This window comes from Klebsiella sp. 10982 (genome assembly GCF_048589245.1).
Taxonomy (GTDB): Bacteria; Pseudomonadota; Gammaproteobacteria; order Enterobacterales; family Enterobacteriaceae; genus Klebsiella; species Klebsiella quasivariicola.
This window is the reverse complement of record NZ_JBMAXV010000069.1, coordinates 1-12,637: the sequence shown is the minus strand read 5'-3', so window position 1 is coordinate 12,637 and position 12,637 is coordinate 1. Positions and strand designations below refer to the sequence as shown.

The 12,637-nt window shown below is 47.0% G+C and carries 14 protein-coding genes and 1 pseudogene; 7 read left to right on the top strand and 8 right to left on the bottom strand.

Going from position 1 to position 12,637, the window contains the following annotated elements:
• Window positions 1–83: 83 nt before the first annotated feature.
• From ACKLKD_RS26565 to ACKLKD_RS26555, 3 genes are read right to left on the bottom strand one after another with little or no spacing between them, the layout of a single operon-like run.
• Window positions 84–635, bottom strand: a complete 552-nt coding sequence (locus ACKLKD_RS26565) for a hypothetical protein (protein WP_132312331.1) — start codon at window positions 633–635, stop codon at window positions 84–86.
• Window positions 574–1,236 carry a hypothetical protein gene (locus ACKLKD_RS26560; RefSeq protein WP_132312336.1) on the bottom strand — a complete coding sequence of 221 codons (663 nt, stop codon included), beginning with the start codon at window positions 1,234–1,236 and terminating at the stop codon, window positions 574–576. The genes ACKLKD_RS26565 and ACKLKD_RS26560 overlap by 62 nt, the downstream gene beginning before the upstream one ends.
• Complete coding sequence (locus ACKLKD_RS26555; RefSeq protein ID WP_074423665.1) at window positions 1,229–1,981, bottom strand: TIGR04255 family protein; 753 nt, start codon at window positions 1,979–1,981, stop codon at window positions 1,229–1,231. Before ACKLKD_RS26555 ends, ACKLKD_RS26560 begins: the two co-directional genes overlap by 8 nt.
• Before the next feature lie 268 nt (window positions 1,982–2,249).
• Here ACKLKD_RS26555 and ACKLKD_RS26550 point away from each other — a divergent pair, with 268 nt between their 5' ends.
• The 7 genes from ACKLKD_RS26550 to ACKLKD_RS26520 all read left to right on the top strand — a co-directional run bounded on the left by ACKLKD_RS26550 (window position 2,250) and on the right by ACKLKD_RS26520 (window position 10,636).
• Complete coding sequence (locus tag ACKLKD_RS26550) at window positions 2,250–2,432, top strand: hypothetical protein (RefSeq protein ID WP_087806338.1); 183 nt, start codon at window positions 2,250–2,252, stop codon at window positions 2,430–2,432.
• Between the two features lie 242 nt (window positions 2,433–2,674).
• The gene (locus ACKLKD_RS26545) at window positions 2,675–2,839 is read left to right on the top strand and encodes a hypothetical protein (RefSeq protein WP_009307973.1); all 165 of its coding nucleotides are present in this window, start codon (window positions 2,675–2,677) and stop codon (window positions 2,837–2,839) included.
• A gap of 90 nt (window positions 2,840–2,929) precedes the next feature.
• A complete protein-coding gene (locus ACKLKD_RS26540) occupies window positions 2,930–3,226 on the top strand; it encodes a hypothetical protein (protein ID WP_087806336.1) in 297 nt (98 codons plus the stop codon).
• Between the two features lie 40 nt (window positions 3,227–3,266).
• Window positions 3,267–5,963, top strand: a complete 2,697-nt coding sequence (locus ACKLKD_RS26535; protein ID WP_087499202.1) for a transglycosylase SLT domain-containing protein — start codon at window positions 3,267–3,269, stop codon at window positions 5,961–5,963.
• A complete protein-coding gene (locus ACKLKD_RS26530) occupies window positions 5,963–7,690 on the top strand; it encodes a hypothetical protein (protein WP_064175237.1) in 1,728 nt (575 codons plus the stop codon). Before ACKLKD_RS26535 ends, ACKLKD_RS26530 begins: the two co-directional genes overlap by 1 nt.
• Window positions 7,683–10,250 carry a hypothetical protein gene (locus ACKLKD_RS26525; protein ID WP_087806334.1) on the top strand — a complete coding sequence of 856 codons (2,568 nt, stop codon included), beginning with the start codon at window positions 7,683–7,685 and terminating at the stop codon, window positions 10,248–10,250. Before ACKLKD_RS26530 ends, ACKLKD_RS26525 begins: the two co-directional genes overlap by 8 nt.
• A 2-nt stretch (window positions 10,251–10,252) precedes the next feature.
• Window positions 10,253–10,636 carry a Rap1a/Tai family immunity protein gene (locus tag ACKLKD_RS26520; protein WP_087806332.1) on the top strand — a complete coding sequence of 128 codons (384 nt, stop codon included), beginning with the start codon at window positions 10,253–10,255 and terminating at the stop codon, window positions 10,634–10,636.
• A 39-nt stretch (window positions 10,637–10,675) separates the two neighbouring features.
• Here ACKLKD_RS26520 and ACKLKD_RS26515 read toward each other — a convergent pair whose 3' ends face one another.
• From ACKLKD_RS26515 to ACKLKD_RS26495, 5 genes and pseudogenes are all read right to left on the bottom strand, one after another.
• Entirely contained in the window at window positions 10,676–10,828 is a 153-nt protein-coding gene (locus tag ACKLKD_RS26515; RefSeq protein WP_071531380.1) for a transmembrane anchored protein, read from the bottom strand.
• Between the two features lie 82 nt (window positions 10,829–10,910).
• Window positions 10,911–11,426 (bottom strand): type II toxin-antitoxin system YafO family toxin, encoded by a 516-nt coding sequence (locus tag ACKLKD_RS26510; protein ID WP_074194190.1) that lies wholly within the window; start codon window positions 11,424–11,426, stop codon window positions 10,911–10,913.
• Window positions 11,413–11,754: a hypothetical protein gene (locus ACKLKD_RS26505; protein ID WP_087806330.1), complete on the bottom strand. Its 342-nt coding sequence runs from the start codon at window positions 11,752–11,754 to the stop codon at window positions 11,413–11,415. The genes ACKLKD_RS26510 and ACKLKD_RS26505 overlap by 14 nt, the downstream gene beginning before the upstream one ends.
• A gap of 165 nt (window positions 11,755–11,919) precedes the next feature.
• Window positions 11,920–12,294 (bottom strand): annotated as a pseudogene (locus ACKLKD_RS26500) (BRO-like protein); the annotation flags it as partial.
• 13 nt (window positions 12,295–12,307) lie between these two features.
• Window positions 12,308–12,556 carry a helix-turn-helix transcriptional regulator gene (locus tag ACKLKD_RS26495; RefSeq protein WP_032410641.1) on the bottom strand — a complete coding sequence of 83 codons (249 nt, stop codon included), beginning with the start codon at window positions 12,554–12,556 and terminating at the stop codon, window positions 12,308–12,310.
• Between the last annotated feature and the right edge of the window lie 81 nt (window positions 12,557–12,637).

Here is a 12,637-nt window from a genome sequence, read left to right as displayed (position 1 = left end):
TAGAAGAAATAAACAATTGGCTTGGCACCCAAGTAATTAAATTCGAAAATTACAGATTGTAAAACACAAGGTGGCAAAGCCACCTATTTATTTAAAAAAGTATAATTTTGTGCAGAGGTAATATTTGCTGCAAAGAATGGCATTAGTTTATTTCTAGCCATGACATAATAAGACTTCTTTTGATCGTTTTTGCAACACATTAGCATCGCATGAGCATCATTACCTTCTACAGGAGCATACTTTGTAGAAAATAAGGGGATACCGTTTTCATCAAAAATACCATTTAATTTTGGATGTTCCACTTCTGAAAAGAATACGTTTTTTCTAGTCCTATCATCAGGACCATTTTTCTCTTGAGCCCTACCTCTCTGGATATTAACCCTTTGCAAAACAATGTGCTCGCTTGCTAAGCGTTTAATATCCAAGCTCAAACCTCTTTCTTTAAGATCAGAAGTTGGAATTGCGTTATTTTCCAATACATTACGCTCACTGTTATAATGCTCAGAGTCAAAAAGCGTCCTGATAAGAATATCATCATTTAATAAATCATTAACTTTTTGACCCTGAACTTGTTTACCACGACAAAAGCTCCCGCATTTTAGTAGAAAAGCCTTTATCGATGCAAACATCATCATATTCCTCTTCTCCATTGAGTTTGTTCTTGTAATAATAGGCGTACTCTCCCTCACCAAAGAATGCCATATCAATTAAGTAACCATCTGTATTCCAGTAAAAATTAACCTCACCATCTGCTACAGCGCGTATCTTAGGTGCCGCCAAAGAATATTTTTCAATTACATTGATTAAAATATTTTTAGCTTCATTTATTGCCTCTACATGGGGAGCTACTGATCCGGCTCCTAACCAACCATCCCGCAAAGACTTAAGTCTTTCTAACTCATCGACCAAACTAGATTTACCAAAAATCAAAAATTGTCGATCGCTTAATAGTTTCGCTAATAAATTTCCTTCCGAAAACTCTAGGGCATTACTATCAAATTTAACATGGCTAATAAAACTACTAGTCGCATTGGGTATTTTTCGCGTTATTTTGCTTTCAGTTTTTCTCGAATTAAAAAAATAATCACACGCTTCCCACCCGCTAATTAACCCCATACCAATCGTTAATCCAGGGACAAAAGTTTTCGTACCTTCAGTGATATTAGAAATACCAAAAAAACCACCTGTACCAGACTCAAAAGATGTCGGCCGTATATTAAGACAAACACTATTCATATTCTGCCCCCAATAAAACCAGCGCTTCATCAGTAAGGAATGAAAAGAAATATTCCTTAGTTATCAAATGCAATTCATCAAGACCACTTGACAACTCACGCTCAAATGATATCAGATCTTTTGATATTACATTCCTAATACAATCAACATCAATAAGGAAGCCTTCTCTGCTTTTAATGGAGGAATTAGCAAATTCTGCTTTAGCACCTCCAGCCATTTGAATAACTACAACACCATCTTCATTGAAGATTTCAGTCCTTGCTTGAGTAGTATTAAAATTCAACCTACAATTACCCATTGATAGGTTTACATTCAACATTGCCTCGAGTGAAGAACCACTCTCCGGTTCGAGAATATCTATATATTTTAATGAAAATCTTACCACTTTATTTATAAGGGAATAGCCTATAACTTTTGTATAAACATCCATTATAACCGATTTGAACTTATCCCATCCCTCATAAGGAACATTGTAAATTACTTGTAGAACCTTATCACCAATATGAACCTGATACTTTTCAGTTTCAAGTGCTACCAGTGGAGCATAAATTAAACTTGGATCAGTACTCCTAATACTTTCTGGTATTTCAGAAACTGGTGTTTTAGTTATAGTAGCCCCTGGCAAGATATTAAATAGCAAGCCGGGTAAAATATTCGAAAGCGGAACAACGCTTTCGAATCTCATTTCAAATATAACACCTACTAACAGGTCTTTCCTTAACCGTGTAGGAAGTTTTCTGGTCATTTCATCCTCACCAATACATACGTTGTCAAGTAAATATAACAATCCTGTTCATTATATCAACTGCAAGTTTTTGCTGATGTGTTCAGTTTAACATCTTAAGCGGATAAAGCCACAGCGCGCGCTCGTATCCCCGCCACGCCTGCCCGCTTTGTGTAGTGGCTTTCATGCACCTGCATGAGAGACGAAAAAGCCCGCAAGAAATGGATGGAAAGGCGGTTAATGGAGCCAGTGGAGAGGCTTTTGGCAGCCTGAATGCGAGCTAGGGGGCATGATACAAGGCTACCTGCTGGCCTACCTGACGGCGATTGCCGCTTGGCCAGTCACACTGTCGTTAATTGGTCTCTCTGCAACAGGGGCATTCTTTACGCAGCGCAGGGGGCTGAGTGTAGTCCTTGTCGTTCTGTTCATGCTGGTGGCCATCACTGCGTGGCAGTTTGAACGCTACATGTAAAACCATACCACCCCATGAAAATGCCCATATCTTATTTATAGGCAGAAATGGTGTGTTCTGCCTATAGATAGGCACGTTTGACGTGTTCTGCCTATAAGCTTTACCCACCCTCACTTTGCTCACTAATCAATCAATTCCCTTTCTGGTAACGATCGAATTTACTCTTTCATTAATTGCAATATAAGCAATGATTATTTCATTTAATGAAATTAAAATGACTGTGTAAATATCAGGAGGTGGTCATGTCAAAACAGTCCGTCAAACCCGTCTTGCTCAGCGAGGCACAGATTCAGGCAATCCGAAAAATTCAGGAACAGCAGCGCCAGCAATCAGGTATCGGCGTTGCGCCTACGATCCATGAAATTGCTCGTGGGCTGGTGGATAAAGCGCTCCAGCATCTGGGGTAAAAGTCCAAATACTTCCAATGCAAGGGTAAATCAACTATCTGTTTGTTTTTCATGTATATATTAAGCATTTTGAGGTAAAAAAAGGTAATTATGAATACGAATAACACTGACGAAGAGTTGCTTCAGGAAATCCAGAGAATCATCGACAAAGCATCGTTAACAGAACAGATCGCGTTAACCGAATTGCTGCAACGTTATGAGTTGGCTGTATCTGTGGCCAGGTACGCATTACCTGGTTTTCCATTAGGGGTTTTAGACTTTCTCTCGGCCGCAATAAAACCAGCCACCTTTCTTTCCTCTCCTCAATCGTCTGATCTGCATTGTAACGCCCAAGATAAAGCCGATGAGAAATCAGCACTAGCACCCAGTGGGGATAAATACCACTAATCCCTGAAGACCACTCGCATAACATTCTCGGGAGAAAAGCATGCCAACCGTTCCGCAGTATCAACGCCAGAGCCAGACGCAGGCCGCGCCGGTAATGACCAATAATCTCCGCGTGCCGGAGAATCCACTGGTGCAGGGAATCCAGCAGGCTGCTGATATGTCGATCAATATGATGGCTGATGCAAAGCGCAAGGCTGATTTAGCCAATACCCAGAATGGGTTACTTCAGGTCAGCCAATTTAATGATGATCAAATTAACAATCCGCAGACTGGACTTATAACAAAGCAGGGCAAGGATGCGCTTGGACAATCTGATTTAGTTGTTTCTAATGCGACTCAGAAAGTGCAGGACATTGCCTCTACCCTGCCAGAGGGGGAAGTGCGCGATAATTTCATGCGCCAGGCTCAGGTACAGTTACTTTCGTTGAAAAGCCAGGCAACCAGATACGAGGTTGGGCAGCATCGGCAATATGAAGCCGGTCAGCAAGATGGTTACTTACGCCTCCAGCAGCAGCAGGCCCTGAACCCGCAGGAATTTAATCAATCTGCGATGAATGCCTACCACTCCATAATTGCTTATGGGCAAGCGCATGGGCAAAGCCCAGAAGAGATCGAATCAAACTGGGTTCAATGGCGCGAGCACGCTGCGAACCGGGCTAGTGAAGCCTGGTATACGCCAATGTACCAGCAGCTACTTGGGCCAAACGGGAAAGTTGAGGTCACTGATACGCCCAGTGAATCGCAGCTATTTTCCGCAATGATCTGGCAGGAGAGCGGTGGTAATCAGTATGGTAAAGACGGATCGCCGTTGGTGTCGCCGAAAGGCGCGGTGGGCGTAGCGCAGGTTATGGAAGACACTGGGCCAGAAGCTGCACGTCTGGCTGGTGTGGCGTGGGATCGTGACAAGTGGCTTAACGACCCGCGCTATAACGCGAAACTTGGCCAGGCGTACTTCGGTGCGCAGATGACGAAATATGGTAACAATCCTGTACTTGCGGTTGCTGCCTATAATGCCGGGCCCGGGGCGGTCGATGGCTGGATAAAAAAAATTGGCGATCCGCGTACAGGCGCCGTAAGCAATGAACAGTTCGCCGCGGCAATTCCATACGAGGAAACCCGCAACTATGTGGCGAAAGTAACCGGAGGTGCGCTGGCGATCCCTGGCCCGGCCACAATGGAAAATCTCATCAACCAGCCATTCTGGAATGCGATGAGCCCACAGAACAAATCCGCCATGATGAGTAAAGTTGCAGGCATGTATGATATGCAGGCGGCTGCCGGGCGTGTAGCGCTGCAGAGTCAGATGCTTGATGACATGGTAACGCTTGAAGCTGGAGGTTCTGTTAATCCAGTCACGCCGCAGAAATGGGCTGCGGTAATGCCTTTGCAGGCGTCGCCCGCTGAGCGTATGCAACTGGAGAAAATCTATCAGCAGTATCAACAGGCCATGAGCCTGCAGCCCGTCTACCAGACCATTGTGAAAGGTAATTATCAGCAAGGTCTTGCGGCCGTTCAGTCTATACAACCCCAGCAGGGTGAGACGAACTCCAAATATAAGAGTGAGCTTTATGCTTCTGCTGTATCAAAACTCCAGCAAGTTCATGATGCACGCGAGGCTGATCCCGGAGCCTGGTTGCAACAACATTCCCCGGTAGTTCAATCAGCCTTCCAAGAGTACCAGAATAATCAGGTTACCGGTGAATATCTGGCTTCACGCATTCAGGCAGAAAAAGACCGGCTTGGGATCCGAAGCAAAAGTGTATTACCTGCGAGCATAGTTGACGGGATATCGGCAAAAGTTGATAGCGGCGATATGAACTTTTCTGACCTGAAAGGGATTATCTCTGGCTTTGGCCGTTACGGTGACACTGTTGTCGCGCAGTTGCAGCCAAAAACAAAAGCAGCAGTAAGGGTTGCTACAGCGATAAACGACCCTAACGCTGCTGACACGATGTTTACCATCCGCAATGTGAAGACTGAAGAGCTGAAGAAGAACGCTGGAGAACAAGCCAAAGGTGTAGACGCGGCCTGGAACTCTCTAATTTCCGCAGCATCGCCGACATTTAGCCTACAGCGACAAGGTGGAGCGGAAACGCTTGCTGATATCAATGAGCAAGGTAAGCGCCTAGCTTATTACTACATGGCATCGGGGGAAGATGCTCAGGCAGCAACAGAAAAAGCCTATAAAAAAATGATCGGCGATCATTATACGGTCACTGAGACATGGCGAATGCCTAACAGCCTGGGACTGAAAGAGAATAATGTTACCGACGGTCTGAGTAATATCGTCAATAGCCTCAAGGTAGATGATATTGGCAGTCGGAGTATGTTTTATAACCCATCAATGACGCCAGAGCAGAATGCCGCTAATAACCTTGCGCAGATACAGAATAGCGCTGAATGGGTGACGGACGAAAATGAACAAGGTGTTTATCTGACAGTTAACGGCACCCCTATTCTGGATCAGCACGGCTCTCCTATCCGTGTGAGCTTTGCCGATGCCAGCAAGTCTGGAATTGCAAAACCGAGTACAACCGGCGCCGTTCTTAACTGGATGGGCGAAAAACGCAAGGTTACTCCACCCTCTGAGTTCTATACACCAAATGTTAATGCCACTATGTCCGATGCCTTCAGGGTGATCCAGGGTCAGGATGGGATGAACCTGCAGCCCCAAAAAGAACCGGACACCGCGAGGAATGTATTGCGCGATGCTCTTAATACACGAGGAGGCCAATAATGGCGTTCTATACCGGTGCCCCGCTAAGCAACAACCCCTTGCCAGTCGAGGGCGAGCAGCCGCTATTACGCTCGCTTGGCGCGTCTGTTTCTGAAGGATTCAACGAAGGCCCATTCGTATCATGGGGTGAGGAATCACGCCTTGCCCGGCTAAATATTGATCCCAGTGCAGAGCGATATAGCCAGGAGGATGCCAGGCGCTTATTCGGCGAACATAAAATTGAATCTATCAATGTTCCTACGGCGGGTTTAACAAAGCCTTATGTTGACGCTGTTATTCAGGACCATCAGGCTCACCTCAACAGGCAACAGATCTTACAAGGCGCCCCATCTGGTACCGTCTCTACTCCACTGAAGTATATGGCTAATCTTATGGGCAGCATAGCGGATCCGGGTAACGCCTTAATAGGGCTTATCCCTTTCGCTGGTGAGGCCAGAGCCGCAACACTTCTTGGCCGTGCTGGCCAACGTTTTCTACAGGGAAGTGTATATGGTGCAGCACAGACAGCAGCAACAATGCCGCTGGTTGCAGAGGGACAAGCAGCCCAAGGTAATGATTTTACAATGGGAGACTACGCCTCCAACTTTCTATTTGGAACAATTGGTGGTGGTATTCTTCACGCTGGTGGTGGGATTGTGGCTGATGCGCTGCGAGCCCGTGATATGTCCACTTCTCGGGTAAATGAGATACCAGGCGCAGCAACCGAAAAGTCGCCATCTCCGGAAATTGGTCTCCCCATCGAATCACCGGCGGCGGAACCATTAATTATGCGACCGGGCATATTTCCTGATTCGCCAACATATCTCTCCAGAGCGCCGGCAGATGACCTGGCTAGAAGCATCGATCATTACCGCGAGAACTATACGCAGCAAACGGCCTATAACGATGTTGTCCCTTCTTATGCCGATAATCTTCAGGAGTTGGCATCACGGCAGATAACAGGCGTTGGTGAACTTCAGCGCCAGGTGGAAAGTCTGACCAGAAATATTGGCTCTCTTGATGCATCGCTGCCCGAGCTTACTAAACAGTATCAGGGGCAGAGGATGAAGTTCAGGGAAGCACGTGCGGCGGCACAGGCTCAACTGAATGATCGGCGCCAGCGGTTACAGACGGAGATCGAACAACTAAATTCTCGTATTGGAGAGCACCAGGACGGTGCCAGAGCGGCGCAGGAACTGGCATCTATCTCTCGCGGGGAACTTCCCGAACCGCTTGCAAAGCAAGTCTCCCGGCGAGCCGATGAGATCCGCTTGTCACTCCGACAATCCCCGGTTGCGCAAGGTATCAAAAGTGCAGCTCAGAAGTTAGGTGAGGCTGACTGGATGGTGCGTAATCAGGCTATGCGATCAGCCGTAGCCCAGATGCGCCGGGGGGAGGATGTAAACATCGAGCCGTTCCTCAATCTGGTAGACCCGGAGAAAAAAATAACGGCTATTGATGATCTGTCTTTACCTCGACGCATCCCAGCAGCGCAAGACGATGTGGCGGCCAGTGCTTCAGCTGATATCCAGATAAAGTCAGCGGGTGAGTCAGGGACTACTGATGACGCATTGAGACAAGCAGAAGAAAACCTGAATTATACGCGCCAGATTAACGACGCTATTTCTTCTGATGATCCGGAGTTCGCCGCTTTAATGAAACAGGTTGAACATGAGGCAGCAGATACCTCCATGGAAAAAGCAATCAAAGCTGCGGCTATGTGCCGTATAGGGAAACTGAATGGCTGATAATATTTTTCTCACCGCATGCGAAAAAGCAGTAAATGCTGCCGCCGGTCGCCCTCTGACCGATGAAGAGATGCAGAGTTTATTTAACAACATGGATGATACGATAGCGCGGATTAAAGCTGAGAATGCTGCTATTTCAAATGAGGGGGCTGCGCTCCAGGCTGCTGAGGAGCTAATGAAATCCGAGAGGCTGGCAAAAGCCATTGAGACTCAGCAGAAGCTGATCAACCTGCGTATTTACAAAAAACACTCGGCCTTTCTCAACAATACTCGTTTTGGCAAAGGCGAAGCAGATCGCCCTGATATCACACTGTCTTCCATTCTGGTCGGGCGTAATGAATATGCGGCCGGAACCCGTGAATCAGTAGCCAGGGAGCAGGAGCAACTGAGCGGTAAATACAATGGTGGTTTCTTTCACGACATCGATAAAACAGGTTACGAAAAAGCCTTTTCATCTGGTGAGTACGATCTTGATATAGCCCGAGCTATTGACCGTATGGGGCGCAGGGAGTCTACCGATGGTCTCCCTAAAGAGGCGATAGCACTTGGCAAAGTCATAATGAAGTGGAATGAAGTCACGCGTCTTGATAAAAATCGAGCCGGCGCATGGGTAGGTAAGCTGGTGGGATATATCACTCGCCAGAGCCACGACATGTACAAAATCAGAGCCGCAGGATACGAGGGATGGCGTGATTTTATTTTGCCGCGGCTGGATGATGGCACTTTTGAAGGCATAGCTAATCGCGAAGAGTACCTACAAAACGTCTATAACAACCTGGCATCGGGAACACACCTGACTTACAAGCCCGCCTCAGAGTGGCTGAAGGGCTTCAAAGGTGGCGGATCCAATATAGCCAAACGTGCCAGCCAGGAGCGCGAACTCATTTTTAAGCCCGGTGGTGATGCCTGGTTCGAATACAACAAACTGTACGGCGCCGGGAATATTCGCGAGTCTGTCATCGCCTCTCTGGATAGTGCAGCAAAAACAACCGGTCTGATGCGGGTACTCGGAACAAACCCTGAGCACATGTTTCAGCGTCTTTTTGATGATCAGTTGCTGCGTATTAAAAAGACAAATGACCCCGCGGCAGTGGCTGATCTTAACGGTCAGTTCCGTATGCTCAAACAGCAGCTTGATGAGGTTATGGGGCTTACCAATATCCCAGGGAATGCAACCCTGGCCAAAACGGGAGCCAGTATTCGAGCAGTTGAGGGGATGACTAAGCTGGGTAGCGCAACGCTTTCATCCCTTAACGATATAGGCAACATGTCCATGGAAATGCGGTATCAGGGCATGAATATCTATGAGGCGATGAGCAAAAACCTTATGGGTAAGTTGCAGGGCTACAGCAGCGAAGAGAAAAAAGAAATCCTCAGTTATATGGGGATCGGTTTTGATGCTGTACGCAATGAAGTGATCTCCAAATTCTCGGGTGATACTTCTGTCCCAGGGAAGATAGCCCGTCTTCAGCAGAAGTTTTTCAAATACAACCTACTTAACTGGTGGACCGAGAACGGGCGTTCGGGCGCCGGTCTTATCATGTCCAACTGGATGGCGCGTAATGCTGGCAGTGAGTTTTCAAAGCTTAACCCCGAGCTCCGCCGCGTACTTGAAATAAGTGGTATCGGTGAGCATGAGTGGTCGGTATTCCGTAATATGCAGATGGACGAACTGAACGGTAACAGCCATATGACCCCTAATGGTGTTCAGTTTATCCCCAATCACGACATTGAAAAATATCTTGCGACGCAGAACATCAAGGCCAGTTCGGCGGCGATCGCCAATGCGCGGGAAACCCTTGCAGGTAAACTCCGAGGCTACTATCTCGATCGTATTCAGGTTGCTATGTCCGAGCCTGGGGCGAGAACAAATGCGCTAATTAAATTCGGTACTGTACCAGGCACGCCGGTTGGTGAAGCCGTTCGAATGATGATGCAGTTCAAATCTTTCACAGCGTCATTTATGCAGAATACCCTGGGAAGGGAGTTGTACGGCCGTGGTTACACGCCGGCGGCCCTTGGGCAGAGTAAGTTTCCGGCGCTGGCCAAAGCGATGTTTGCAGGTAACGGAGAATGGCAGGGCTTTGCTCAGTTGTTCATATGGATGACAGCTTTTGGATATCTGTCCATGCAGGCAAAACTCATGGTCAAGGGGCAAACACCGCGCCCGCTGGATCATAAATCAGTCATGGCAGCGATGGTACAAGGCGGCGGCGCCGGCCTGATGGGGGATTTCCTTTTCGGCGAATATAACCGTTTCGGTGGGGGCATGGCATCCAGCCTGGCCGGGCCATTTGTAGGAGATGTGGATCAACTACGTAACCTGTACCTGCAGGCCCGAGATGGCGATGCAAAGGCCGGAGATTTTCTCCGTTTCGGTATCAACCATACACCGTTCCTCAATCTGCTTGGTGTGCGTCAGGGAATGGACTATCTTATTCTGAACCGCATGCAGGAATGGTTATCACCTGGGTCTCTTGAGCGCTATGAGCAGCGTGTACAGAAAGATCAGGGTAATACATTTATGTTACCGCCATCGCAATTCATGTTAGGGAAATAATAATGAATGCCAAATATATTGCTTGCGCTTTTTTCTGCTCATTTATGGTGCCTGCTGAAGCAAAGTTCTATGATGGTCAACAGCTATACCTATATTCTCAGGAGTATAAAAAAGCTGAACAAGGTAGATGCCGTACGCCTGATAATCAGCTTCAAGCTGGCGTATTCATGGGATATGTGGCATCAATGATTGATGCCTATGGTAATGAAGGGGCTCAGGTTTTTTGCCAACCTAATGGGCGGTTACAGACATATGCTGATGTTGTTTATAAATACTTAAACGATAACCCTGACAAGCGAGTTAACTCAGCTGAGAGCTTGGTCATAGCTGCTATGCAGGCATCGTTTCGTTGTAACGAGCCGCCAAAGCTGGATGGTAAAAACTAGCGTGACATGTCACAAAGGCCGCTTTCGCGGCCTTATTTATCACTGACCGCCGGGGCGGGAGTCAGCAGAACGGCCGCCACAGCGTGAGCCGTCAGCTGCGGTGTCATCAGGATGCTGGCAGTTACCAGCGAAAGCCTGTGCGGAAGAGCCCAGAGACAACAGAACAAACAGCACTGCTAATGCTTTTTTCATTTTCACTTACCATGTGTAGACCACTGAACCGTGGCTTTATGATTGTAGCGCTGTGCTCAGATTTCATCCATCAAAAAGCCCGCTATGCGGGCTTCTTAACAAGATAATCAGGATGCCATGGCTCTTGATCTCTACTCATTGGTTTTCCGGATATTTTATCATAAAACTTATCAGCAAGAGCGGCTACAAATTGAACAGAGGACTCGTATTCAGCTTCTTTGTGTGCAGGAGGAAACCAGAAATCTAGAACTCCTGCATTCCTGTTTTCACACACTGCATAAATTAAATATGCATCTGATGTTGGAATTTGCTTTTCATATCCACCGGGACCGTATCTACCGGTAGACCAATTATTCCAACATTCTTCAGTGCCATTTATCCCATATTCATTGGTGTATAATCCAATATTTACATGAACTTTTCTTATGTGAATAGGGTAGACACATGGGGGTTTATGAAAAAGACTATCCTTACCAAAGTCAGGATGGTGGCCATAGCGCCAGTGAAAAATAAATGAGTCTTTAAAACCTTTTAATATAAGGTCAGATTTAAATTTCTGTTCGCTATATACGCCACCAAGATATTCATTCTGGACCATCAAAGGAAGCTCTCAGTAACCGCTCTTCTCGAGAGTCGGATAGTTCCCTGGAAAGCGCGCTTGCTTCAGAGAAAGAGAGCTTCTTAACGCGCGGTACACAGTTTTCCTCAACAGTTTCACATTTCTTAACTACTTCCACAGCAATCGTATGGCGATATGCAAAACTGGAACTGCGGACTATCTGGTACCCAAGCTTTTTAGCAAGGGCATCGAGGTGTGTCATGCGGGCAGTTTTACGCAAGCCACTCGTAGCTTTCAGCTTGCGCTGCTGGAGAGCTGGCTTTCTGCCTTTCTCTTCAGTGGCAATCAGAGCAACAATTTTTGACATGGGTATCTCCGCAATGAACTCAATTAAAGGTTGAATACCTTTGGGCTAAATATACTCACAGGTATTGTTGGTTGCAAGATGAGCAGAGCAATAAAAACGCGATATCAATAGATATGAATAGGTTACGAATCATGAATTTTAAGGCGCTTCCCTGCGCCAGCAGCCTCAGTAACCCTTGGTCTTAGCCATCACATACTGAGCATGCGTCTCTATGTCGCGCAGTACGGCGCCGATACCAACAATGTAGCTGAGCATGGCCGTTACCTCTGCGGCGGCGCCGGACACATCATGCCCGTCGGCATCCATCTTTTTCAGCATATCCATCAGCATGGAGTGTTCAACCGGACCGTTCACTCCCTCAGGACTATGGATGTGCTCACGGTAGTTCGTCTTAAGAGGGTAGTGATAGGTCTGCTTCTCTTCCGACTTTATGGTCTCAAGGGTGGCTGGCATCAAACTGGCTACTACCTTCTGCGTTATATCCGCCGGCGAGAGCTCCTGGCGAACGTATCGCCCGGTGCAGAGGATTTGCGTAAGCAATGTGCCAACTGTATCACGTTGCCTTACTTACCGGGCGAGAAACTCTCTTGTCAACAGGTGGCTTTTTCCCACCAAAATTACCGGTGTTTGCGGCCTTTCTTTCGTCAAGCCACTGTTCGACTTCATCTCCATCCCAGGCACAGCGTCCGTCGGTAATATAAAAGCGTTTTGGGAACTGACCTTTGTGTTCAAGGCGGTCGATAGTACTCATCGATAACGGCACCACCAGCAACAACTCTTTCCTACCAAAAGCTTTTTTCATTAATTAATTCAACTATATGTATTAAAAATGGTGGTGTTTTTAGCAAGTGGCGCATCAGAAATGCAGAGGATTACTCCTGGT